We start from the raw sequence: 24,021 nt of genomic DNA on the forward strand, positions 1-24,021 counted from the left end.
TCTTCATTCGTCCGGTCAACGACAAACTCGAAGTCTTCCCACACACCTGCCCCACCTGGGGTTTGGCGCAACAGCGGCCAGTCGGGACAACAATGCGTTAACAGAACACGAGGCAACTTCGCTCTCCTTGGCGTCGATGTGAGCCGGGGCGTCAAAATGGGCAGTTTCATAGGTGACGCTAGCAAACCAAGGCCCGTCGAGGCAACAGGTGTTCCGTATCAACGACCGGGTGCTGTTTTCAGCATCGCTTGAAAAAGGGGCATCAAATGTTCCCAATAGCCTGGCAACGGGGAAAGCATCGTGAGACTGATCCGAGACCGCAATGTTCATCGACGGCATGCATCCTGTCTCGGGCTGACGCAAGCATCTTCGAGAACTTCAACCGGCCTTGCGAGCGGCTTCGACCTTTGATGATGGCTCGACGATGCCATTTGGAAAGTTCACCATATCATCAATCGCCTGCGACATCCAAGGAATGCTGCGGAAATTGCCTTCCGCCTTTCCTGGCACGTGTTTAACGCGAGGGTCGGTTCTCCAACCAACCCCAACTTCGACCTGGCGTTTCACCTTGCGATATTCTCTCATGAGCTTTTCACCTACGGTACGCTTACCGTTGCGACCGAGATGACGATAGAACCGGTCGACGACTCGTTTTGCGCGACGCGTGGACACATGCCCGTCTTGCTCACATATCGCAGCGACCAACGCCTCTCGAAAGCCATGGTACAGGCTCCGTGCCTGATCGCCGTCCGCAATGTTCGCTACAATTTCCGAGGTGTTGGAGTCGTGAACGCCGAATAGATATCCGGGCTCATCGATTAGTCGCAGTTTGCCTTTCAACACAGCCAGATGAAGCAGCATCTCCTCCGGAAAGGCCCATCCCCGATTATAGTCAACGTGCGTCTTGGTATAGAGGATATTGTCTTCCAGCACCTCAGTGCGGTAAACGCTATAGAAACTCGCGAATGGTTCTTCTCCGATACTGATCGATCTCTGTAGTGGCGAATCGTGCTCGACATTGCGCACGTTCGCCAAACGCATTTTGGATTGACCAGTCCAAAACACCAGATACTGCCCCATCGCGCAGCTATAGTCCGGTTGCCCAGCTAGAAACTCGGCGCATTTCTGAGAGACGTCAAAATTGGCGTAGTCATCGTCCGCACAAAGCGTCACGAACGGGGTTTCAACCTCACAAAGCGCCGTATGGATTTTGGTGATAAAATCACATTCAAAATGGCGATACGAAATATCAAGATGCCCCTGCAGGTCAGCCACAATTCGCTCATTGGCTTGGCGATGCAATAGGCTGCTGGAATCCGCAACAATTATCTTCAGTCCCTGGGCTGAACGCTTCAAATGCATCGCCATCCGCCGCAGGAAATGGCTTCGCTCATGCGTCGGAACCACACAGGTGAGATTGGGCTGTGTCATGGAGAGTCTGCTCGAAACGATGAAAGAACGGGATTTGTCCCAATCGCGTACTCAGCTCACGCGACGGAGATAACCGCCCGGCGCGACAGAGATGAGGAGTTGATTGTCGATAGCGGTATCGACAACGAAATCGTCTCGATCGGCTAGGAAAGCGTCGACTGCGGATTTCGGGCTGTTTCCGGGGCCCCATGTTCGATCGGGGTACATGTCGCTGGGCAATGTCTCCACGATCGTGTCAAACACCACGCAGTAGCTGCCCACCGAAGTGAGATCGGCGTAGGCTTTCAATTCTTCAAACACGTGTTCATGCGTATGATTACTGTCCAGGCAAACCAAGACACGTTGCTTTCCTTTTGGCGACTTTCTTCACCTGTTCGACGATCTCAGGCGCTACGCTGGATCCTTGTATCATTTCGATCCGCTTGAACATTGGATGCTGCTCGATGGCAACCTTATTGTGTTCGCGGATATCGATATCGATTCCTAGAACACTCGCGTCAGAATTGCCTCCGCAAGTCGCATTGAGTTCCAACATTGAAGCTGAAAAGATCAGCGAACCGCCGTGTGCGATTCCGGTCTCGATGATCAAATCCGGTTGGATGTCCCAGATCAGTTGCTGCATCGCAACCATGTCTTGTGGGTACTGGATGATCGGACGTCCCATCCAGGTGAAATTGTACGAGTATTTGGGAACGGTACTCTCACGCATGAATTCACGAGCCGAATCCGCGATTGGGGCGTCGGCATAGCTGGCGACGCGTTCGGCGCATTCTTCACGAAACGCTTGATTGGGATCTGCTGCGGTCATGGCGTGGTCTCTAAGGATTGAAGAAGTGTTTTGTCGCCCCAAAAAGCAAAGGGCTCGTAATCAGGATACGGATAGTGACCTAATTCAAGACGGATTTCGGCGTCGTGCCTGGCAATTTCCTGCTCAACGAGCCGTCGCACAGAAATAGGACTACCACTGCAAACATTGATGGGTCCACAAAACGTCGGATGCTCCGACAACATGGCTAGGTGACTTGCGACGGTTTCGACTCGCAAGTAATCGCGAAGCTGTTCACCACCGGACATAGGAAACGATTCATCCCCCCGTTCCAATGCCGCCTCGAGTTGCGAGATCAGACTACGTGGACTTTGCCCCGGACCATACATGTAAAATAAACGTGCCCATGTCAACCTATATGGAGTCACGTTCTGAAGCTGACGCAAGAACCGATGCAAACAGTCCTTTGCCAAGCCATAAGGATTTGTCGGTTGCGTTGGAGTCGTCTCTGATATGACGCCTTGTACATTACCATATTCGAAACAGGTTCCGGTAATCAGAACCCGAGGGCACCCTGCCGTGACAAACGATCGAACCAGTTCATACGCAGCAAGGAGATTCTCTTCGAAATGAAATGTCGCGTTGTAATTTGGAAGCCCAGGCCATGCCAAGTGAACCAACAAATCAGTCGCTCCTAGTTCCTGCCAGAGCGAATCATTCTTCTCATTGACGTCCGCCGAAACGAAACGGACCTTCTTGGCCCACGGCATTTCATCCAAACTCTTTTGCTCTCGGCCAATCACGGTCAGATCGTGGCCACGTCTCAACATTTCGGTAGCGTAGTGACGCCCGATGAAGCCGGTTGCCCCGGTGACGGTAACTCTCACGCTTGATCCCGTCCACTCACGGGGCCGGGCGGAGAATGTTGCGCGGCGTTCTTAACCGCATTGCCACAACCGTTCATTCCTAGCGCCTCGTCGAAACTCGGCAGCCTCTCATCCTTCTCCGAGACACAACTAGCCTCGATTGGCCATGCAATTCCGATGGTCAGATCTTTATAGTGAAAGCCTGCGGCCGACTCGGCATGATAGTAGTGGGCCATTTGGTAAAAGACTTCAGATTCAGGTTCGAGGGTCTGAAACCCATGAGCGAACCCTTTGGGTATGTACACCGACCGGTGATTCTCCGCATTGAGTTCGAAACACTCGTGAACGCCGAAGGTCTTTGACTTTTTGCGCAGATCAACAATCACGTCAAGGATGCTTCCACGAGTGCATCGCACCAACTTTGTCTCTTCGTGAGGTGCTGTTTGAAAATGCATTCCTCGGAGAGTTCCAGCATTTCGATTAAATGAAACGCTACATTGCACTAGGTCCGAATCCAGACCGAACTCAGTGAACTCGCGTTGGCACCATGTCCTCGCGAAAAAACCACGTTGGTCAGCAATCAGGTCCGGTTCGATCAGCCACGCATCAGCAAATCGGGTAGGCAGGAATCGCATGGTCTCGCTCAGACGATCCGGACTTCGGGAATTGGGATAATGAACTTGCCGCCCCGATCTCGATATTCTTGCTGTTGCCCCATGATTTCGTCGGCGAAATTCCAGGTCAGCAAAAGACAGTAGTCAGGTTGATCGACGAGCAGTTGCTCTGGAGCACAAATCTTGAGATGCGTTCCCGGAGTATAGCGTCCTTGCTTTACGGTGCTCCGATCTACCACATAATCGATCGACTCTGCACCAATACCGAAGTAGTTGAGCAGCGTACTACCTTTCGCCGAAGCACCATAAACGACGATCGACTTGCCTTCATCTTTCAAATCCGAAAGACAGTTCACCAACGAATTTCGCAATTCCTCCACGCGACGGGCAAACTCGTTGTGATGCGTTTCATCGAACACCCATCCCGATTCCTGAGCGAGCAGATCAACGACGCTCTTTGAAACTGCTGTCGTTCCGGCGTGGGCGGCATGGATACGAAGTGACCCGCCATGGATTTTGAGCCGCTCAACATCCACGATTTCGAGACCATGCGAGGCAAACAGTCGAACAAGCGCTGTCAACGAAAAGTAACACAGATGCTCGTGATAGACGGTGTCGAACTCAACCGCGTCAATAAAATCGCCCAGGTAGGGAGCTTCTACGACGACCCGTCCGTTTTGATTGAGCAGCGTCTTGAATCCGGCGACCACGCCGTTCAAATCAGCGACGTGCGCGAGCACGTTGTTTGCGTGAATGATATCTGCCTGGGTGCCTTCACCCGCCAGTCGTTCCGCAATATCACGGCCGAAAAACTCCGCGATCGTGTCGACATCGCGTTCGCGAACGGCAACCTCAGCAATGTTTTTCGCTGGTTCAATTCCGAGTACGGGAACGCCTGCTTTTTTGTACCACTGCAGCAGATAGCCGTCATTGCTCGCCACCTCGACCACAAGACTACCAGCGTCGAGACTTCGCTCCCTCGTCAATCGCTCCGCGATCTTGCGGGCGTGAGCAACCATCGTATCGGAGAACGATGAGAAATACGCGTACTCAGAGAACAGGCTCTCGGGCGGCACCGTTTCGGTGATTTGAACTAGCGAACACTCTTCACAGCGAACTAGATCTAACGGCCAGCGAGGTTCTGGTTTTTCCAAATCCGCCTCGGCTATTAACGCGTTTGCGAGAGGCGTGGTACCGAGTGACAGGACAGGTTTCAGGCTGCCTTGCCCGCAGCTGCGACAGACATATTTTCCCGAACAGGCCGTTTGGTCGCGTTCTGGTTGAGAAAGTTGGAGTACCATTGGATTGTCCTTTGTAGGCCCTGTTCAAACGAAAATAGTGGTTGCCACCCCAACATTTCCCGGGCTTTGGTGGCATCGAGGTACTGGTGCTTGATTTCGTTGGAGGCTTGCCCCAACACGACCGGGCGAAGACTGCTTCCCATTGCGGAAAGGACACAATTAACGACTTCGAGCACCGAGACTTGAATTTCAGTCGACAGATTAAACGCCTCACCGGCCAACTCAGGCCGCGCCGCCATCTGTTCCGCGAGATGCATGTAAGCAGCCGCACCGTCCTCGACATAGAAGTAGTCGCGAACGAACGACCCGTCCGAACGAATTACCGGAGCCTCGCCACGGTACACGCTACGGATCGTTCCAGGGATGATTCGGTTCCAGTTTAAATCACCGCCACCATAAAAATTCCCGCAACGCGTCACGCAAACGGGACTGCCATAGGTGTTCGCATAGGTTTGAGCGATCAAGTCGCCACATGACTTGCTGACGTCATAGGGATGCATTCCTGCGAGCGCCGTCTCTTCAGTGTAGGGAAGCACTTCGGCATCACCATACGCTTTATCGGAAGACGCCATCACGATCTGCTTGACCAATGGTGATCGACGACACGCCTCGAGCAATTTCCACGTGCCTCCGATGTTTGCTTCGAAGGTCGAAACCGGATTTCGGTTGGCAATCCCTACAATCGTTTGCGCAGCAAGATGCATGACTGTTTCAATTTCATGCTCCCCAAGAATACGCTCCAAACACTCTTGGTCACAAATGTCGCCGCGAACAACCGTCACATGTTTGATCAAGTCGTTTTGCACAATTTCAGCGAACGGAGTCCAGTCGCGGATCAAACAGACGACGTCAGCACCGGCATCCAGCAATCGACGAATCAGCCAGCCGCCGACCAACCCGGTACCGCCGGTCACAAACACACGACGATCACGCCAAAATGAAGAATTACCGCACTCGTCGCTGTTGTGGTTGGCATCCATTGCAAGGGTCTGTTTTGGAGAGAAACGTTGAGGTGATTTGATTGACGACTTGCTGCTGCAAGCAGTGACGATTGAAAGGGCATCATGGCCAGTGCGTCTCGAACGAACGTCGCTCGATACACGCACGCCGCACATGGGAGAAATGTGTTCTAGGCTACTGCCCGTCGAACCGGCATCACGCGAAGCCGAGTCTGTTGTGCCTCGCAGGCGTCCTGCATCCAAGGTGGATTACCGGAATCCCACAGCTTTTGCAGATAGTTTTTGTCACGAAGCGTATCCATGCACTGCCAAAAACCATCGTGCCGATAGGCCGAGAGTTGTCCTGCCGCGGCAACTTGTTCGAGGGCGTTGGCCTCAAGGCTGCACTCGTCGGATTTCAGATAGCTGAATATTTCCGGCTCGAACACGAGAAAGCCGCCGTTGATCCAACCTTCGCCTGCGACAGGCTTTTCGGTGAAGTGCTCGACGACGTCACCATCCATGATTAGCCCACCAAACCGAGCCGGTGGCCGCACGGCCGTCACGGTCGCAATCCGGCCTTGCTGACGATGAAACGCGACTAATTCGTTAATGTCGACATCACACACGCCGTCGCCGTAGGTCAACATAAACGTCTCGCGACGCAGTTTGTCTTTGAGCCGGAGCAGCCTTCCGCCGGTCATCGTATGCAACCCGGTATCGACGAGATTCACGGTCCACGACTCCGCTTCGGACTCCGCCCGCTGCATCATGTCGCGGCCAAAATCGATCTTCAAATCGCCGGATAGATTGTATTGGTCGAGAAAATACTTTTTGATGAAATCACCCATGTAGCCACAGGCGACAAAGAAGTCGTCGTGACCGTAACGAGCAAAACTCTTCATGATATGCCAGAGGATCGGACGTCCTCCGATTTCCACCATTGGCTTGGGCCGCGCAGTCGTCTCTTCTTGGAGTCTTGTTCCAAGTCCGCCCGCCAAGAGTACTACTTGCATGGAATCCATTCCTAAACGATTGTCGCCTACCCCAACACATCCTTGCGAAAGGTTCGTGGGGGAGGTTAGCGAAGCGAGTTTCCTACCGCAATAGGAATCTGCTCGTCTCATTTGCCTATTCCCCCACGCCCTCCAAAAAAGGTATCGCCGTTCGTCGCGTTGCAACCTCGTCTTCGATCGAGTCTGTTTCCCCCTGGCACGACAATGCGGCTTGCTTCTAATGCTGCGTTGATAGCAGGAAGTGAGACCAGCAGACCGAAATCCAGGTCACCTTCAAAGAACACGTCAGCTTGCAGGAGCAAGTCAGCTCCCAAGAGATCGTGGATCAAGCTAGAGGATGCGGTCGATCACTTCGAGACGGCGGACAGCATCAGCAGCTAGGCGGGGTAGAGAACGTAGGTAGCGACGTTCTTGTTCGAGGGATTCCGCGAAGTCGTTGCTAAAGTGACGCAGGAGGTGGGGGCCGAAAAGCAGTGCCGCTTCGCGATCGAGGCCTTTGTAGGCTGGGTCGGGATGCACTTGGCCCGATTGCTCTGTGGTTTTCGGGCGTTCGAATCGGAGGATGATGTATCGCCAGTGGCCTTGGGCGGTCGTTTCGTGGGTGAGGTGGTAGCCGGTTCGGAGTGCCCATTCTCGTACGCGCTCGGGGCGTCGGTTGGGTTGGATGATTGCGGTGGCGGGGACTCGGTCGGGGTGGGCGTCGAGGATGCGGACGATCAATTCGCCGCCCATGCCGCAGATACTGAGGGAATCCGCTTCGCCTGCATCTAACCCCTCAAGTCCGTCGGCCAGCCGCACGTCGGCGTTGAAACCGGTGAGCGTGGATCGCGAGTTTTCATAGGGCTGCCGCTTGTTTTCGATCGCGATTCCTCGCTGGATACGACCGGACGCGAGGAGGGCTTTGAGCAGATGCCCATGATCCGATCCGATGTCAGCGTGTGTTACGCAGCGAATTTGCTGGGCGACGACTTTCAAACGTTGATCGAGGTGGGGCAAGGGAAAACGAAAGTTGCTGGTGACAGGTGGTGGAAGGCTAGCGGCGTGTCACGATTTTTAATTAGCGCGAATACCGTAGCGAAAGTTGCCAAAACTTTCGGTGATTCTTAGGGCCTGCCGAAACTCTTGGCGAGTTTCGCTACCCTCAAGTTATGCTTTGACAGACCACTAAGTCATGTCGGGATTGTCGGCGGTGTTGGGTGGGATCGTTTCGAGAATCAGCTTGTTCGCGGGGACCGGGGAGTCGGCCATCGTAACCCACGGCTCGGGAGATTTTTGAACGGAACTGGCAATCGAATCCGAATCGTCGAAGATCGAAAAGAGCAGCTGGCCCTTTTCAACCACGTCCCCGATTCGGACGTGAGTCTGTATGCCGACGCGATGATTCAGCGTCTCACCGCCCGACCTGCGTCCTCCTCCAGAAGCAATAATTGCGTCGCCAATCGCCGGGCAATTGATTTTGGCAACGCATCCATCGGTTTCGGCAAAGTAATCACGACGTTGCTCGAGCGGGATCGGGCCTGACAGACGTCCGCCTTGTGCTCGGATCATTTGTTCGAATCGTTCCATGACGTGTCCGCTGGCGAGCTTTTCTCGCAACTGCTCATCGGCTGTTTTCAGATCCTCAAACACACCGGCTTGCATGACAGCCGAAGCTGAGAGGGCGACCGTGAGATCGAGAAGCGGGTTTTCACCGCCCGACGCGTCACTTTGCTTCATCACCTCCATGGCTTCGTTGACCTCAATCGCGTTGCCGATCGCGGCACTCGCTTCCACACCGAGCGGTTGGTCCATGTCGGATAGGATCGCGTGCGTCGGTAGCCCGGACTGCCCGCCAACCCGCACGAGACTTTCGGCCAACTCCTTCGCGTCGTCACGGGTGTGCATGAACCCACCGCTGCCGACTTTGACGTCCATCACCAACGCATCGAGCGATGCGGCGAGCTTCTTGCTGAGGATACTCGCGGTGATCAGGCCGACCGACTCGACTGTTGCGGTAACGTCGCGGAGGGCATACAGACGCCGGTCCGCCGGTGCGATTTGCTCATCCGCACCGATGATGAACGCCCCGACCTCTTTCAAAATCTTCGACGACTCATCGATCGACATCGAGGCTCGGTAGCCTTCGATCGCTTCGAGTTTATCCAGCGTTCCGCCAGTCCGGCCGAGCCCTCGTCCACTGATCATTGGCACATCGCAACCCACACATGCGATCAGCGGTGCGAGGATGAGCGACACCTTATCGCCGAGTCCACCGGTGCTGTGTTTGTCGACACGCGGACGGTCGCTCACGCGAGGCAAACGCGTTCCGCTGGCTAGCATCTCGCACGTGAGACTCGAGATTTCGTCGGGCGTTAGGCCGTTGATACAAATGGCCATCGCCATGGCAGCCATCTGCGCGTCGGTCACGTCACCGGTACAATAAGAATTGATTAAGAACTGCCACTCGTCGCTGTCGAGAATGCCCCCATCACGTTTCTTGCGGATCAAATTTGTATTCAGCATGTGGCGATGCCTTCGGAGCCCTTCACAAGTAGACGAGTTAGCGCGTGACACTGTTTGCCACCGGTTGCCACCTATCGTAGCACTGATTGTCCTTAGTCGCAGGTAGCGTATATCATCGCGAGACCAGACTCCGGTGCATCGTCTCATTGCTTCGCTAGGGTGCACGAACACCCCATTGATATGGCCGATACCATTCTCCTTCGTTCGATCCAAATCGGCAGCCCCCGCGTCTTTCACGACGCGGAAAAGCAAAAAGATTGGACATCGGCGATCATCAAACACGCCATCGATGGGCCGGTACGGGTCGGGCTGACCAATCTCGACGGCGACCAGCAATCGGACTTGGTTCATCACGGCGGCCGCGACAAAGCCGTGTTGGCTTATCCGCACGATCACTACTCGATTTGGGCCGACGAGTTCCCGCAAATCGATTGGCAGGACGGGGCGTTCGGCGAGAACCTGACGCTCGCCGGTGTGAACGGAGCGGACGTTTGCGTGGGCGATATTTTTGAAGTCGGCACCTGTGTGCTGCAGATTTCCCAGCCCCGTCAGCCGTGCTGGAAATTGTCCAAGCGTTGGGGGATTCCGAAGCTAGCCGTTCGCGTCCAGCAAACCCGAATGACCGGATGGTACCTGCGTGTTCTGGAGCAGGGCGAGATCGAGGCCGGTCAAAAAATGACTCTCACCGAGCGGCTTCACCCGGAATTCACGATCGACTTCGCCAACGAAGTGATGTTTGCCAAACCGCGGCGCCGCGAAGACGACCGGCGGCTCGCGGCCTGCCCAGAGCTGTCCGATTCATGGCGGGAAACGCTCGATCGATAGCCGGCATTCGCCCAGAAAACGCTAAAAACGCAACGAATCCGGCCTCCAACCGGCCCGAGCGTCTGGCACCGAGAGCCCAGCGGGCGTGTCCCCTGAAGAGGTGTTCACACCGCCGAGCCCAAGGGTCAATCGCCGCCTCGAGAGGGTGAAACGACGGCCCCAAAAGGCACCCGGGAAACGCAAACGAGTTTCCCGCAAATTGATTTTGCGTAAATTTGGGAGATTCGTTAAAGTTTCACGGCAAGATGCCATTTCGACGTTTTCAAGGAGGAAACGATGCCGGGAGAATCTTTTCGCTTTATCCACGCCAGCGACTTTCATTTGGAAACGCCGCTCGGGGATCTCGATCAACTGCCGCCCAACCTCCGCGAAGCTCTCGCGACCGCCCCACGCACGGCAGCGGCGGCGGTTTTCGAAGCCGCCTTGGCCGAGAACATTGACTTTCTCGTGCTCAGTGGCGACCTGTTGCATCCTGTCGCGGCGGGGCCGCATGGGATGTCCTTGCTGCTCGACAATTTCGAGAAACTGCACGCCGCTGGCACCCCGGTTTACTGGGCCGCCGGCATCGCGGACGATCCCAAACAGTGGCCCGAGGCGGTACCTTTGCCGCCGAACGTGACACTGTTTCCTCGCGACAAACCATTGTCTGTCCCTTATGAACGGGCCGGCCGGGTCGTCTGCACCATCGTCGGTCGCAGCAGCGAGGGACGCTCCTCGTTGCACGTCCCCGGATTCCAAACCGAACCGACCGACGAGTTCACCGTCGGCGTCGGCTACGGCGCGGCCGATGCCAACGCGCTCGCCAGCGGCCGGATGGATTACTGGGCACTCGGCGGCGCTCACAACTACACCGAGATCGAAGACGGGGCACCAGCCGGCGCGATCCAACCGGGTTCGCCGCAGGGCCGCGGTCTCGATGAAGCCGGACCGCACGGGTACTGCGTCGTCGACGTCGATGCCGAACAAACCGCTCGCATTCACCGTGTCGAAACGGATCAATTCCGATACTGCCACGAAACGATCGATGCTCAAGAAATCCGCACCGTCGGCAGCCTGCGAAACCTGCTCGGTCAAAAGATCGCTGCCTTGGCAAACGACAACGGCGGCCGTCATCTGTTGATCGCGTGGGATGTTGCTCTGAACGATCCTGAACTGATTTCATCGGTCGGCGATCCGGTGGAACTGCTGCGGCAACTGCGACGCGACCATGGCAACGGCAACCCGTCGGCATGGACGACTCGTTTGACCGTTCGTCCGCCTCGTACCTATCCAAAATCATGGCGTGAAGAAGACACCATTCTCGGTGACTTCCTGCGTGCCTCGGACAAGTTCCGAAAAGCGTCGGCGTCGAACAGCAGCACGCCTGGGAACACCGACGCGTCTGGTTCGACCGCGAAGGCCGGCCAGGTTCAATTGATGCCGTTCACGGAAGAACACCCCGAACTCTCCAGCACCGCGACCACCATGCTCGGCGACGTGCCGGCTCAACATCGCGATGAAACACTCGACGAAGCGACGCTGCTGGGCGTCGAACTGCTTCGCGGTGGCAAACCGTCATGGGGACGTAAATCATGAAGATCAAAGACATCCAAATCGACGGTTTCGGCGTCTGGACCGGGTTGAGCGTTGACTCGCTCAGCGAAGGCATGACGTTGTTCTACGGCCCCAACGAAGCGGGCAAGACGACGTTGATGCAGTTCCTGCGCGCGATGCTGTACGGCTTCACGCCCGAACGCCGCGGCCGCTATTTGCCACCGATTCACGGCGGTTCCCCGGGCGGTGCGATTCGCGTGACCGGCCCCGGCGGTGGATACGAAATTCGTCGCCACAGCCAACTGACCGATGCCGACACGACCGGCCGACTGACGGTGACCGGCACCGATGGGCTGAGCCAAGGCCAACACCGACTGAGCATGCTGCTCGGACAAATCGATGAACCGATCTTCACGAACGTGTTCGCGATCGGCATCCGCGAACTGCAAGAACTCAGCACGCTCGACGATACCTCGGCGGCCGACGAACTTTACAAACTCAGCAGCGGACTGGACCGGGTCTCGTTGGTCGACGTGCTGCGCAGCCTTCGGGCAGGTCGTACCGAGTTGATTGGCAAAGACACATCTTCCCAGAGCGAAGAAGAGGCCGCTGCCAACCACCTCGCCGGGCTGTTGACGCGGCGTGAAAAGCTCCGCGATGAAATCCAACGGCTCACCGGTCAAACTCGCCGGTGGAGTGAAATGGCGACACAGCGCCGGACGCAAAGCCAAGAGATCGAATCGCTGCGCGGACGCATGGTCGCTTGGGAACGCGAAGCACGCTGCGTCGAGATCGCCACCAGCGTTCACGAACCGTGGCAGAAGCGGGCCCAGCTCACCGCGGAAATCGAAGCCATCGAGGGCGAAGCCCACCTGCCCGACGATGCGCCATCGCAACTCGTCCAGATCGACGCGCTGATCGAAGAACGCAAAGCCAAGATCGAAGAGATTCGAAACCGCCGTCGCTCACTACGCGACAAAGCCGAACAACTGCCGGTCAACAAACGGCTATTCGATCTGCAAGGCCGCATCGAAGCCGCTACCCAACAGGCGACTTGGGTCGAAGCCCTCGAAGAACAAATCGATCGCATCGACACGCAGATCGAAAAAGCTCGCAAGCAAGTCGAAGCGGACGCCGACCGGCTCGGCATCGACGAACATGAACGCATGCAAATCGCCGAGGGTGACACCGGCTCGCTGCCGGACCTGTCCCGCAGCACTCTCGCGGCGTTGTCGGGCCCCGCCAAGAACGTCAAAGAACAAAGCTTCCTGCTCAAACAGGCTCGCACCGAGGGCAAAACGCACAAGGCTCGCGCCGAAAAACTCGGCGAGAAACTGCAAGACGTTCTCAACCGGGCCCATGCCAGCGACCTGCAACAAGCCATCCGGCGCGAGAACGACAACATCTCGTCGCTGCGGCATCGCATCCAACTCGGCCAACACCTCGAAAAACTAACGCGGCACTATCGCGACCTCGAGAGCGAATCGATCGAACTGACGACCGATGAAGCGCTGCCGATGGACCGGTTGTTCCTGCTCGGACTGCCGTTTGTCGTCGGCGGAATGTTGGTCCTCTACGGGCTGTTCAATGTTTTCCAAATCACGACGTTCGTCGCTCGCCCGAACCCAACGCAGGGGATGCTATGCATCATGTTCGGGGCGATGGCGTTGTTGGTTTACTACCTCAGCCGCGAGCGTGGCCAACGCAGCACGGTCAACGATCTCGAAGATTGCGAGCGTCAAATCGAAAGCGTTCGCCGTCAGATTCGCGAGATCGAGTCCGAACGCGAAGAAGTCGACTCGCATCTGCCGACCAGCAACGAATCGCTCGAAGCACGCCTGCGGGAATCCGAAACCCTGCTCGCCGAACTCGAAGAATCCTTGCCCGTCTATCACTCGCACGAAGCCGCCATGCAGTCGTACAAGGCGTCCTACGCCCGTGCGACCAAGGCCGCCGAGGGGATGAAAGAAGCCCGCCGCGAATGGACCGCCACGCTCGATCGACTCGGCCTGGCAAACACGCTCTCACCCAAGAGCGTCCGCACGCTCGGCGACGGCTACGAAACATTGCAAGCCAGCCTGCGACGTTTGCAGGACCTTCGCGATGAACGGGAACAACGTCGACGCGAACGGCAAACAATCGCCAAACGAATCGAGACGTTGTACATCGAAGCCCTCGATGCCTCCGAAGGAAACACCTCCGCGGCCGAACACGGTTACAACGACGAATATGAGCCGGAACAACGCGACAGTTCCGATCGCAATCGCAACAAGAAACGCGAAAAGAACCGTCGCTCGAAAGGCAACCGCGATTCGGCCCAATACCGATCTCTCGGACCGAACGGATACGAGGACGACTACGAAAACGTCGACCAGGATCGCTATCAAGATGACGATTCGGAATCGTTCTCGCGTCGCACTTCGGCGATCTCGGGCAGTGCCTCCACTGCACTGAAGTCGCGCAGTAACCCGCTCGACCAACTCAACCATCTGCACGAAGAACTCGCCCGCCAACAACACTGGATCAAACAGCGTCGCGACCTCAAGGCGCAAGACCAACAGTACAAGAAGCAACACGCTTCGCACGCCAGCACGATCGAACGTGCCGAACAACAACGGCGTGCCCTGTGGGCGAAGTGTGGCGTTGCGACGGCGGAACAGTTCTACCAAATCGTTGACCGCAAATCGCTGCTCGCCCAACTGATGGAAGAACGTGATTCGGTCGACAAACAGATCCGAACCATGATCGGAACGTCGGTACAATACGAAGACGTTGAACGGGAAATCGAAGGCGCGAAAGCGTCCGATCTCGAACGACGTTGGGACTCGTTGACCACGCGGATGACCGAAACGGAAGCCCGCATCGCATCGATGCAAACCGCACAAGGTGAACTCGCCGCCAGCATGAAACAGCTCGGCGATGATGACCGTTTGATGACCGCCCGACTCGAACTCGGATGCGTCGAACGCAAACTCGATAAACTCGCCCGCCGTTGGCAAACCCTTGCGACAGCGAGCTGCCTGCTCGAAGACGTTTGCGGCACGTTCGAGCGCGAACGCCAACCGGAAACGCTCCGTGAAGCGTCGTCGTTCCTGAACCAATTGACCGATGGGAAATACACTCGCATCTGGACGCCGCTGGGCACCAACCAATTGAAGATTGACGACAACGACGGAAAGGCGTTGCCGCTCGAGGTCCTCAGCCGTGGTACCGGCGAAGCCGTTTTCATCGCACTGCGTCTTTCGCTCGCGGCCGCCTATGCCCGACGCGGTGTCATGCTGCCATTGGTTCTCGACGACGTGCTCGTGAACTTTGACGGGGAACGCGCCGAACACGCCGCCCGAACCCTGCAAACGTTCGCCGAACTCGGGCACCAGGTCATGATGTTCACCTGCCACGATCACATCGTCGAAATCTTCCACCAAATCGGTGTCGAAGTTCGCCAAATGCCCGCACAGGGAACGCCGGGCCGAGCAAGCATCCTGCCTCCGCCGGAAGAATCCTACGAATACGAAGAGCCGGAATACGAAGAGGAGATGGAGGAAGAGGAACCCGAACCGATGGCCGAAATCATCGAGCCGGAGCCGGAACCCGAACCAATGCCTGCACCGGAGCCGCTGCCGGTCGTTGTCACACCGCCACCGTTGCCGCTCGCCCGACCCGCGTCACTCGTTGTGGAAAACCGCGTACAACCGACGCGTCCCAAACCGCCAAAATCGAAATACCGTTTCGGCTTTGAAAAACTGCATCGACAACACCGACGCCGACGCGCGCCGGAAATCAAAATCGCGCCGAAGAAGATCCCCCAACCGGAACCCGTTCGCGAAACACGCGTCATCGTCGAACGCGAACCGGAACCGATCACCGAAACTCGCGTCGTTGACAACTCGATCGGCTGGGCATGGTTCGAACGGGAACCGGCGGATGGGCGTATCGACGCCGAGGAAGCCGCCGCTCAAGCGACCCGCAATCAATGGCTCGCCGAGGAAGACCGGGTCACCGAAACCGAAACGGCGGATGACGAGTACGCCAACGGCGAGTTCGCCAAATCCGCACGCTACGACCACGATTCTGATAACGGGGGAGATGAGGTCACCAACGAAGACGAACGCTCGTGGTGGCACGGCGAAAAACTCGGCCGCGCGTCGTAGGATCAATAGGGACGTAGCCGAAGTTGCCTAGAGTTCGAACAGCTTTATTGGTCGTTTTGCATCGGCTGTTCTGGGAGGGTCCGTCTTGGAAAGACGAACCTACGTGTTGCCTGTTGTTCACAGGAATGATGCGAATGCTTTAGAATTCGCGAACATCTTCCGCATCCCTGCTCGAACGTTAGCTTCCTACGATGAACCATCGCTCACTGCATTTCGACACATTGAACGACGCGATGGCGGAAGCCGAGCGTCTCGCCGCGACCGACGTCGTTACAACGGGTTCGTATTCCTTCGGACAAATCCTCGACCATCTCGGACGAACGCTTCGAATGGCAACCGGCGACATCGATCCGCCGAAAGTCCCGCTATTACTGAAGTTGTTCGGTCCGCTCGTCCGCGGCCGCATCATCAAAGGTCCCGCGAAACCAGGCTTTAAACTTCCATCGGTATTGCAGGACTACTTCTGGTCCCAAGACGACATCCCGGTCGATTCGGCATTGAGCGACCTGAAGTCCGCTCATCAACGATTCGCAGGCATGCAGGAAGTCCCTCGAAACCCCATGTTCGGAAAGCTCTCGCACGAGCAGACCGAGCAATTGCAATGTCGACATTTCGAGTTGCACTTGGGTTTTGTCAACGAAGCTTAGTGGGCGCTGTGTTGCAAATTGTCCGTTCGCACCTGATCTTGTTGAATCCTTAACAAGATGCACTACCAGTCGGCGGCGGCGAAAACGTTCCGTCTTGCGGCATTCCAAATTGCCTATCTTTTGTTGACGTGGGGCGAGCGAACTTCCTAGTCTCGCTCGCATGTTCTGTTTCACGCCCCCTGTCCCGAACGACGCGACGCACTCTCGGTGCACGACGTCCCTTGCTTCGGCGGATTCTTTCCGCCGGATGTTCGGTTGGTGTTTGGTGATGGCGACTCTGCTGTGCGGAACATCCGGATGCATCACGGCTCGTTATCTCGAAAACAGACCGATCCGTGACAACGCGCTCGAAAGCACTTTGCATCTGCTGCGTTGGCGTGGCCCGGAGATCAGCGAACGAACACAACACACGCTGCGACGTTACGGATTGACCGAAACGTACGAAAAGGACTGCGTCGTCTGCAACAAACAACTCCGCGAGTTGCATCGGCAAAACCTCGACCCCGAACTGACCTATGCGGTTTCGGAACTCGCGTACGTCGAAGGCAAAAAGGCCGAACGGCTCGGTCACACTAGCGATGCGATGAACCACTACGGCATCGCACTGACGACGAGCTATCGATACCTGTTTGGGCCGCAACTCGCTGAAGTTCGCAACCAATACGACCCTCAATTCCGCGCGGTCTGTGATTTGTACAACGAATCACTCGAAGACCTACTGCGGGTGCTCTGTGCCGAAAATCGTTTACGGCCCGGACAGACCTACACGATCCAAACGGCGGATCGCAAATTCGTTATTCGCACCGAAATGCGTGGCGGTTGGAAACCGGACGAGTTTGACCGATATGAATTTGTGAGCGATTTCGACATCAAAACGCTTCGCAATCGACACACCACATTCGGCCTCGGCGTTCCGTTGGTCGCGGTGCGCAAACCGCGTGGCCGGGAAGACGCCCGCGAGAAGTACTACCCCGAAGGCCTCAGTTATGCCGTCACGGCGCTGCTGCGGTGTTCGACCGGAAAAGACGGAGCCTACGCCAAATCGCAGGAGTTGTTTCCGTCATCGGACAACACGCGTCCGGACATTCGTCTGGCCAGCCACAACGTCGCCACGCCGTACTACGCGAACGAAGATCCCAATGAAACGCCCGTCTGCGTACTCGAGTTCTTTGACCCGCTGCGTGCGAACCAGATCAAACTCGGCGACGATTGGGTGCCACTCGAAACCGACCTCACCACGCCGCTGGCATACTTCCTCGACAGCCCCGAATACCGCAAACGCGACCGCGCGACCGAAGGACTCCTCGATCCCGACGACGCGCAGCAGAAACGCGGGCTGTACATGCTCGAACCGTACGACCCCAACCGTATCCCCGTGCTGATGGTGCACGGACTGTGGTCGAGCCCGCTGACTTGGATGGACATGTTCAACGACCTCAGGAGTTTTCCTGAGATCCGGCAACGCTATCAGTTCTGGTTCTATCTCTATCCGTCGGGGCAACCGTTCTGGCTCAGCGCGACGCAGCTCCGCAGCGATTTGTTTGCCATGCGACAAACCTTTGACGCGACCGGACAAGACCGTGCGATCGACAACATGGTCCTCGTCGGGCACAGCATGGGTGGATTGATTTCGCGAATGCAAACGATCGACAGCGGCGATGACTTTTGGAACATCGTCAGCGACCAACCCAAAGAAAAGTTGCGTGGCCCCCCTCAGGACGTCAACAAACTCGTCAGTGCGTTGGAGTTCCGACCGAACAAATCCATCAGCCGCGTGATCACGATCGGCACACCGCACCGCGGCAGCGATCTGGCGAACTCGGCGACCCGTTGGTTGGCCGGCAAACTGATCAAACTGCCGAAGATGGCAATCTCGACCAGCAATCGTTTGACGCGAGCGAACCCCGGGTTCTTCCGCGACACGCGTTTGCTGACCGAAGCCAATGCGGTCGACTCGCTCGCACCGGACTCACCAATCTTCCCGGTCATGTTGAAAGCGAAGACGTCGCCGGAGATCGTCTACCACAACATCGTTGGCATCATGGAAGACCCACCATTACTCGCGGGACCAAACTACCAAGGCGACGGTGTGGTCGAATACGAAAGCGCCAAGATGGAAGACGTCAAAAGCGAGCTGATCGTCGACTCAACGCATACGAAGATTCACATGGAAGGGAAATCGATCTTCGAGGTCCGGCGTATCCTGCTCGAACATCTCCGCGATGTCGATTCGGAGGATCGTCTGGCATGGGAAGCGCCGACCCGCACGCCGTTGGCGACGGATGGTTTGATCTCGGACCCGCGATTCCGATACGAGAACCAAAACGCCCAGCACTCGGTCTTCCAAGTCTCCGGCAGCAATAGCCCAACGGACCGTCGATAGCGGTAGCACACCCGTCGGGGCAAAGACCTGGCTGTTACCCATAAGTCGGTATTTATGCAGGGAGGGATCTCAAGCCATTAGCCCCATGTCGCGTCAGTGCACCAGGGAAGATCGACCATAAGAAGTTCTGACCGCCCCCGAAGGTGGTCCCTTCGCTCGACCGCCGGCAACTTGCTAAAACGACTTCGGCGTACAGAAACTTGCGAGTAATCAACAGGGGACAACGCTGTCAGGCGATCTTCCCGGCCACGCGATCTTCCCAGGCACGTGACCTTCCCAGGCGCATATCCAACCGCCACGCCACCGATCGCGATTTCTAACGCGAGCGGCGAGGGCTTCTTCTCGCGTCTTTCCGATTCATTTGCCCTCTTTCGGAAGAGCATCCGACGCAACTCGGCGACAGCGGAAACACCCGCGACTTAGAACGCCGGTAAGCGACCAAACGCCCTCTCTTGAGTGAATTTTGTCACAGGTTAGAGAGAATTCTTTCGCGCCGGCCCTTCAACCGGGTGCGACAAGCTGTCTATTTTCGCCAATCACCCCCTTTTTCGGACTTAAGTGCTTGCATCACGCCCGCGATGGAAGAATACTTTCACCTCCTGACAGAATTCTTTCACGCTCACCTGATCCACTCCTTTGTCCACCGAGTCGCGACGCGAGAAACTGCGAGACCACGTCCGAACCCAAGGGTTCGCGGCGTTGGGTGAACTGACGTCCATTCTCGGCGTCAGCGAATCGACGGTGCGCCGCGACCTCGAAGTACTCGAAGAGGCCGGCCAGACCCGCCGAACTCACGGCGGTGTTTATTGGACAGGCGAGACCGACACGATTGCGACGTTCCGGTCGCATCGCGATGACGGTTGGGCGCGGAAGCAGGCGATCGGACGTGCCGCCGCCAATCTGATCGATGATGGCGAGACGATTCTTCTCGACGGTGGTAGCACGGTCTACGAACTCGCCCGGTTGATCGTGAACCGTCCGCTCCAAGTGGTCACCAATTCTTTACCGGTCGCACATCTGCTTTCGACGAGCGATTCGATCGACCTGATCATGATCGGCGGGTGCGTTCGGCGACGGACCTCGGTAACGATCGGACCGATGGCCGACGCGATGCTCGCGGACATCAACGTCAGCAAAACGTTTCTTTCGGTCGCTGGAGTCACCGAACGTGGCTTCTTCAACAGCGACATGATGTTGGTCGAGAGCGAGAAGGCGATGATGGCCGCCGCCGACCAAACCATCGTGCTCGCCGACAGCACCAAGTTCGGCAAGGTCAGTCTGTCCCAAATATGCCGGTTGGAAGACGTGGGGCAGGTACTAACCGACGATGAGTTGGACAACTCATGGAAATCTATATTCGATCCGACTGGCACCGAACTAACGTTGGCATCGACAAAGCACACTGACGCGTCTGCGGAGAAACAATCCCAGACGCCAGCCGATTCTTCATCATCGGCCGCACCCCAGGGCCAGCCTTCGGGTCCCCAACCGCACATTCATTCCCTTTCCCGCTCCTCACACCCAGCCGATTCGGCCAACTCCCTATGAGCACAACCGTCGATCGAGCACAGATCGAAGCGCTCGTCCGCAGCGCGATCCGTCAAGCCCAAAGCGGCTCCTCCCAACCCAGCCCGTCGGCTCCGGTTCTCTCCGGCGCACCCGGTGGTGAACCACTCGGTTGGGTCAACGGCAAACCGAATCTCCGCGTCAGCATTTCGGCACGTCATTGCCACCTGACCGACGAGCACGTGGAAATTCTCTTCGGACGCGGCAGCGTTCTCGAACCCGATAAAGACCTCTACCAAGACGGCTTCTACGCGGCCAAACAAACCGTAATGGTCGTTGGACCGCGTCGCCGAATGTTGCCCAACGTTCGCGTTCTCGGCCCGACTCGTCCGGCCAGCCAACTCGAACTCGCATTCACCGACTCGATCTCGCTCGGGATCGATGCTCCGGTTCGACACAGCGGCAAGATCGAAGGCACACCAGGCTGCGTTCTCGTCGGACCGGCCGGCTCGGTGCAACTCGACCAAGGTGTGATCCGCGCGGCACGACACGTTCACATGAACGATCATGACGCGGCGTTTTATGGCGTCTCCAACGGCGACATGATGCAGCTAGTCATCAAGAGCAAGGACTGCAGCGTGATCTTCGACGACGTTCTCGTCCGCGAAGACAAAGCCGCCAAACTCGAAGTTCACATTGATACGGACGAAGGCAACGCGTGCAATCTCGACGCGGCCACCGAAGTAACCATCCAACCGATGCCCAAACCGTGTGCGTGCGGGCACTGATTGACCTTTCATTGTTTCTACCTCCCCAACCCTCTCAGAAGGACCAAATTCGATGGCAAAAATTAGTGAAGCGCTCGGCATGATCGAGACCAAAGGGTTCGTCGCCCTGGTCGAAGCATCCGACGCGATGATGAAGGCTGCCAATGTGCAGTTCCTCGGATGGGACAAAGTCGGTGCGGGTCTCGCCGCCGTCTTCGTCACCGGTGACGTCGCCGCCGTCAAAGCCGCTACCGACGCCGGGGCAGCAGCCGCCGGTCGCATCGGCGAAGTCGTCAGCGTTCAGGTGATTCCACGTCCGCACGCGGATTTGGAAAAGATCATGAAGCTGCCTGCCACCAAAAAATAGTCGCACGCGATTCGTAACACACATCATCTCTTAGATCTCCACTTATAAGAATTTTCTCCAATGAATGACGCAATCGGATTGATTGAAACCAAAGGTTTGCTTCCCCTCGTCGAAGCAACCGACGCGATGGCCAAGGCGGCCAACGTTCAAATCGTCAAACGGGTCGACCTCGGTGGCGGTCTCGTCACGACCGTCGTCAGTGGTGACGTCGGCAGCGTTCGCGCAGCCGTCGAAGCCGGTGCCGCGGCAGCAGCCCAGGTCGGCGAACTCGTCAGCAGCCACATCATCCCACGTCCTGCTGACGGATTGCTCGGAGCCTACTTCAGCTAGTCAGCGATTATCACGGCCTTCGTTTCTCAAGGAAGAATCCCATGCTCATCCTCGTAGCGAACCTGGGTAGCACCAGTTTCAAATACAAACTGCTCGACGTCAGCGGTGACCTGCAATCGCCCGACGTGCGACCCGATGACCGTGTGCTCGCACGCGGTGCGGTCGAACGAATCGGCGATGCGTCCACGAGTCGATGTGAAGTCACGATCGGTGATTATCACAACGAGTCGGAGATGCCGGTTCCCGACCACGGCGTCGCAGTGCAAGCGTGTTTGGACCAGCTAACCGATCCGCAAAACGGGTGTTTGAAAGACGCCGCGGAAGTTTCCGCGATCGGTTTCAAAGCCGTTCACGGCGGACGCAAGAGTGGGACATTCCTGGTTGACGATGACGTGCTCGACGCGATGGCGGAAATGAACGCCGCCGCGCCCGCGCACAACCCGCCGTACATCGCCGCAATGAAGCTATTGCGGGAACGTTTCCCAGACCTTCCGTTAGTCGCCGCGTTTGAAACCGAATTCCACGACACCATCCCAGAGGCACGTCGCGCTTACGCGATTCCTTCTCAGTGGCGTCAGGATTACCAGGTTCAAAAGTGGGGATTCCACGGTTCGAGTCATCGATTCATCGCTGAACGTGCCGCCGAATTGCTCGGACGCGAAGACGCGAAAATCATTTCCTGTCACCTTGGCGGCAGCAGCTCGCTGACTGCGATCGAGAGTGGCAAGAGCGTGATGACCACGATGGGAATGACTCCGCAAACTGGTCTTCCACAGAACAACCGTGTCGGGGACTTCGACCCGTTCGCACTGCCGTTGTTGATCGAACGAACGGGCCAATCGCTCGAATCGTTGCTGAAACAACTCGCTAGTGAAGGCGGGCTCAAAGGACTCAGTGAACGCAGCGGTGACCTTCGGGACATCGAAGCGGCTGCGGACGAAGGCGACGCGAAGTCTCAACTCGCCTTGTCGGTTTTCGTTGAAGAAATCCGACGGCACATGGGCGGCATGATCGTCGCCATGGGCGGTCTCGACGCGATCGTCTTTACCGGCGGAATCGGCGAGAATTCGGAAGTCGTGCGGCAAGCCGTTTGTGCGAATCTCGACAACCTCGGCATCGCAATCGATTCCTCCAAAAACCTAAACCATCGCTCCGAATCAAAACAATCAGGCGGCGAAGGCAGCCTGCATGACGGTTCCAGCAACGTTCAAATTTGGGTCATCCCCACGAACGAAGAATGGATCGTCGCGAAACGAGCGAAAAAAGCAATCGGCAGTTAATCCGCCGCCGTTACCCAAACCAACTCCCCACTTCCCCAATCCCAGCATGTTCCTAGCACGCGTCACCGGATCGATTGTCAGCACCCAAAAGGTGGAATCGATGAAGGGTCACAAGCTGTTGATTGTCGAACCCTACCGGCTCGACACCGACAGTCGCGAACGGTTGATCACAACCGGTCGGACGTTCATCGCCGTGGACACCCTCGGGGCCGGCGAAGGAGACCTGGTGTTGATTTGCCAAGGCAGTTCAGCGCGATTGACCCCCGAAACGAAGACTCTGCCGATCGATGCGGTGATCACCGGAATCATCGACAGCGTTCATGTCGAAAAGAAATCGGTCTATTGTCGAAACGAGGAGGGGTAAAGGGCACAGGCAACGTATTCTTTGTTGCCGACCGAACGCCGCCCACTCGCCCGCTACCTGTCACCTGAAACCTTTCACCCACTGACCTCTCATCATGCAACTCGACGAATCCATTATCCGCAATGTCGTTGCGGCGGTTCTCTCCGAAGTCGGCCCGATGCCGGCCGGTTCCAACGGGCCGCTGCAACAGAACGTTCCCGCCGGTGCCGGACACAACGGTGTCTTCACGGACGTCAACGAAGCCGTCGCTGCAGCCAAGGCCGCTCACCAGCAACTGCGTTCGCGCAGCATGGAAGAGCGCAAGCAGGTCATCGACATCATCCGCCGCATCAGCATCGATCAGTGCGAAGAACTCGGCCTGATGGAGATGCGGGAAACCGGCATCGGTCGTCCCGAGCACAAGATCGAGAAACTCCGCACACTCGGCGAACGTG

The 24,021-nt window shown here is 56.9% G+C and carries 22 protein-coding genes; 12 read left to right on the forward strand and 10 right to left on the reverse strand.

Features of this window, described 5'->3' with window-relative positions; translation table 11 throughout:
* Nucleotides 1-378: 378 nt before the first annotated feature.
* The 10 genes from RSSM_RS12730 to RSSM_RS12775 form a co-directional block, all read right to left on the reverse strand.
* Complete coding sequence (locus RSSM_RS12730) at nt 379-1,431, reverse strand: TIGR00180 family glycosyltransferase (RefSeq protein ID WP_081613769.1); 1,053 nt, start codon at nt 1,429-1,431, stop codon at nt 379-381.
* Between the two features lie 51 nt (nt 1,432-1,482).
* The gene (locus RSSM_RS34715; RefSeq protein WP_008679070.1) at nt 1,483-1,731 is read right to left on the reverse strand and encodes a cephalosporin hydroxylase; all 249 of its coding nucleotides are present in this window, start codon (nt 1,729-1,731) and stop codon (nt 1,483-1,485) included.
* 16 nt (nt 1,732-1,747) lie between these two features.
* Nucleotides 1,748-2,239, reverse strand: a complete 492-nt coding sequence (locus RSSM_RS34720) for a cephalosporin hydroxylase (RefSeq protein ID WP_008679072.1) — start codon at nt 2,237-2,239, stop codon at nt 1,748-1,750.
* Nucleotides 2,236-3,084, reverse strand: coding sequence for an NAD-dependent epimerase/dehydratase family protein (locus RSSM_RS12740; RefSeq protein ID WP_008679074.1), 849 nt, complete (start codon nt 3,082-3,084; stop codon nt 2,236-2,238). The genes RSSM_RS34720 and RSSM_RS12740 overlap by 4 nt, the downstream gene beginning before the upstream one ends.
* Nucleotides 3,081-3,698, reverse strand: coding sequence for a dTDP-4-dehydrorhamnose 3,5-epimerase (gene rfbC, locus RSSM_RS12745; RefSeq protein ID WP_008679077.1), 618 nt, complete (start codon nt 3,696-3,698; stop codon nt 3,081-3,083). Before rfbC ends, RSSM_RS12740 begins: the two co-directional genes overlap by 4 nt.
* An 8-nt stretch (nt 3,699-3,706) precedes the next feature.
* Nucleotides 3,707-4,978, reverse strand: coding sequence for a class I SAM-dependent methyltransferase (locus RSSM_RS12750; RefSeq protein ID WP_044302432.1), 1,272 nt, complete (start codon nt 4,976-4,978; stop codon nt 3,707-3,709).
* On the reverse strand, nt 4,891-5,958 hold the full coding sequence (locus RSSM_RS12755; RefSeq protein ID WP_008679080.1) for a GDP-mannose 4,6-dehydratase: 1,068 nt from the start codon (nt 5,956-5,958) through the stop codon (nt 4,891-4,893). Before RSSM_RS12755 ends, RSSM_RS12750 begins: the two co-directional genes overlap by 88 nt.
* A 149-nt stretch (nt 5,959-6,107) precedes the next feature.
* Complete coding sequence (gene rfbF, locus RSSM_RS12760; protein WP_044302433.1) at nt 6,108-6,932, reverse strand: glucose-1-phosphate cytidylyltransferase; 825 nt, start codon at nt 6,930-6,932, stop codon at nt 6,108-6,110.
* A gap of 330 nt (nt 6,933-7,262) precedes the next feature.
* On the reverse strand, nt 7,263-7,928 hold the full coding sequence (locus RSSM_RS12770; protein ID WP_008679086.1) for a tRNA (adenine(22)-N(1))-methyltransferase: 666 nt from the start codon (nt 7,926-7,928) through the stop codon (nt 7,263-7,265).
* Nucleotides 7,929-8,096: 168 nt separating this feature from the next.
* Nucleotides 8,097-9,434, reverse strand: a complete 1,338-nt coding sequence (locus tag RSSM_RS12775; protein WP_008679088.1) for a thymidine phosphorylase — start codon at nt 9,432-9,434, stop codon at nt 8,097-8,099.
* Between the two features lie 180 nt (nt 9,435-9,614).
* Here RSSM_RS12775 and RSSM_RS12780 point away from each other — a divergent pair, with 180 nt between their 5' ends.
* The 12 genes from RSSM_RS12780 to RSSM_RS12835 form a co-directional block, all read left to right on the forward strand.
* Nucleotides 9,615-10,259: an MOSC domain-containing protein gene (locus RSSM_RS12780; protein ID WP_008679090.1), complete on the forward strand. Its 645-nt coding sequence runs from the start codon at nt 9,615-9,617 to the stop codon at nt 10,257-10,259.
* Between the two features lie 276 nt (nt 10,260-10,535).
* A complete protein-coding gene (locus RSSM_RS12785; RefSeq protein ID WP_008679093.1) occupies nt 10,536-11,834 on the forward strand; it encodes a metallophosphoesterase family protein in 1,299 nt (432 codons plus the stop codon).
* Nucleotides 11,831-15,943, forward strand: a complete 4,113-nt coding sequence (locus RSSM_RS12790; RefSeq protein WP_008679096.1) for an ATP-binding protein — start codon at nt 11,831-11,833, stop codon at nt 15,941-15,943. The genes RSSM_RS12785 and RSSM_RS12790 overlap by 4 nt, the downstream gene beginning before the upstream one ends.
* Nucleotides 15,944-16,134: 191 nt before the next feature.
* A complete protein-coding gene (locus tag RSSM_RS12795; protein ID WP_008679098.1) occupies nt 16,135-16,590 on the forward strand; it encodes a DUF1569 domain-containing protein in 456 nt (151 codons plus the stop codon).
* A 268-nt stretch (nt 16,591-16,858) separates the two neighbouring features.
* The gene (locus RSSM_RS12800; RefSeq protein WP_144059770.1) at nt 16,859-18,973 is read left to right on the forward strand and encodes an alpha/beta fold hydrolase; all 2,115 of its coding nucleotides are present in this window, start codon (nt 16,859-16,861) and stop codon (nt 18,971-18,973) included.
* 636 nt (nt 18,974-19,609) lie between these two features.
* On the forward strand, nt 19,610-20,521 hold the full coding sequence (locus tag RSSM_RS12805; RefSeq protein WP_008679102.1) for a DeoR/GlpR family DNA-binding transcription regulator: 912 nt from the start codon (nt 19,610-19,612) through the stop codon (nt 20,519-20,521).
* Nucleotides 20,518-21,267: a phosphate propanoyltransferase gene (gene pduL / locus RSSM_RS12810; protein ID WP_008679104.1), complete on the forward strand. Its 750-nt coding sequence runs from the start codon at nt 20,518-20,520 to the stop codon at nt 21,265-21,267. The genes RSSM_RS12805 and pduL overlap by 4 nt, the downstream gene beginning before the upstream one ends.
* Before the next feature lie 52 nt (nt 21,268-21,319).
* Entirely contained in the window at nt 21,320-21,613 is a 294-nt protein-coding gene (locus tag RSSM_RS12815) for a BMC domain-containing protein (RefSeq protein WP_044302435.1), read from the forward strand.
* Between the two features lie 60 nt (nt 21,614-21,673).
* Nucleotides 21,674-21,943, forward strand: a complete 270-nt coding sequence (locus tag RSSM_RS12820; RefSeq protein WP_008679109.1) for a BMC domain-containing protein — start codon at nt 21,674-21,676, stop codon at nt 21,941-21,943.
* A 41-nt stretch (nt 21,944-21,984) separates the two neighbouring features.
* Nucleotides 21,985-23,223: an acetate/propionate family kinase gene (locus tag RSSM_RS12825; RefSeq protein ID WP_008679110.1), complete on the forward strand. Its 1,239-nt coding sequence runs from the start codon at nt 21,985-21,987 to the stop codon at nt 23,221-23,223.
* 46 nt (nt 23,224-23,269) lie between these two features.
* Nucleotides 23,270-23,587, forward strand: a complete 318-nt coding sequence (locus RSSM_RS12830; protein WP_008679112.1) for a EutN/CcmL family microcompartment protein — start codon at nt 23,270-23,272, stop codon at nt 23,585-23,587.
* A gap of 94 nt (nt 23,588-23,681) precedes the next feature.
* On the forward strand, nt 23,682-24,021 hold a 340-nt coding region (locus tag RSSM_RS12835), incomplete at its 3' end, for an aldehyde dehydrogenase family protein (RefSeq protein ID WP_008679114.1).

This window comes from Aporhodopirellula sallentina SM41 (assembly GCF_000346505.1).
In the GTDB taxonomy this organism is placed as follows: Bacteria; Planctomycetota; Planctomycetia; order Pirellulales; family Pirellulaceae; genus Rhodopirellula; species Rhodopirellula sallentina.

Bases quoted from the DNA above. Each gene is read 5' to 3' on its own strand.
- RSSM_RS12730 (WP_081613769.1), bottom strand. From the start codon at position 1,431: ATGACACAGCCCAATCTCACCTGTGTGGTTCCGACGCATGAGCGAAGC.
- RSSM_RS34720 (WP_008679072.1), bottom strand. From the start codon at position 2,239: ATGACCGCAGCAGATCCCAATCAAGCGTTTCGTGAAGAATGCGCCGAA.
- rfbC (WP_008679077.1), bottom strand. From the start codon at position 3,698: ATGCGATTCCTGCCTACCCGATTTGCTGATGCGTGGCTGATCGAACCG.
- RSSM_RS12750 (WP_044302432.1), bottom strand. From the start codon at position 4,978: ATGGTACTCCAACTTTCTCAACCAGAACGCGACCAAACGGCCTGTTCG.
- RSSM_RS12755 (WP_008679080.1), bottom strand. From the start codon at position 5,958: ATGGATGCCAACCACAACAGCGACGAGTGCGGTAATTCTTCATTTTGG.
- rfbF (WP_044302433.1), bottom strand. From the start codon at position 6,932: ATGCAAGTAGTACTCTTGGCGGGCGGACTTGGAACAAGACTCCAAGAA.
- RSSM_RS12775 (WP_008679088.1), bottom strand. From the start codon at position 9,434: ATGCTGAATACAAATTTGATCCGCAAGAAACGTGATGGGGGCATTCTC.
- RSSM_RS12780 (WP_008679090.1), top strand. From the start codon at position 9,615: ATGGCCGATACCATTCTCCTTCGTTCGATCCAAATCGGCAGCCCCCGC.
- RSSM_RS12785 (WP_008679093.1), top strand. From the start codon at position 10,536: ATGCCGGGAGAATCTTTTCGCTTTATCCACGCCAGCGACTTTCATTTG.
- RSSM_RS12790 (WP_008679096.1), top strand. From the start codon at position 11,831: ATGAAGATCAAAGACATCCAAATCGACGGTTTCGGCGTCTGGACCGGG.
- RSSM_RS12795 (WP_008679098.1), top strand. From the start codon at position 16,135: ATGAACCATCGCTCACTGCATTTCGACACATTGAACGACGCGATGGCG.
- RSSM_RS12800 (WP_144059770.1), top strand. From the start codon at position 16,859: ATGGCGACTCTGCTGTGCGGAACATCCGGATGCATCACGGCTCGTTAT.
- pduL (WP_008679104.1), top strand. From the start codon at position 20,518: ATGAGCACAACCGTCGATCGAGCACAGATCGAAGCGCTCGTCCGCAGC.
- RSSM_RS12815 (WP_044302435.1), top strand. From the start codon at position 21,320: ATGGCAAAAATTAGTGAAGCGCTCGGCATGATCGAGACCAAAGGGTTC.
- RSSM_RS12820 (WP_008679109.1), top strand. From the start codon at position 21,674: ATGAATGACGCAATCGGATTGATTGAAACCAAAGGTTTGCTTCCCCTC.
- RSSM_RS12825 (WP_008679110.1), top strand. From the start codon at position 21,985: ATGCTCATCCTCGTAGCGAACCTGGGTAGCACCAGTTTCAAATACAAA.
- RSSM_RS12830 (WP_008679112.1), top strand. From the start codon at position 23,270: ATGTTCCTAGCACGCGTCACCGGATCGATTGTCAGCACCCAAAAGGTG.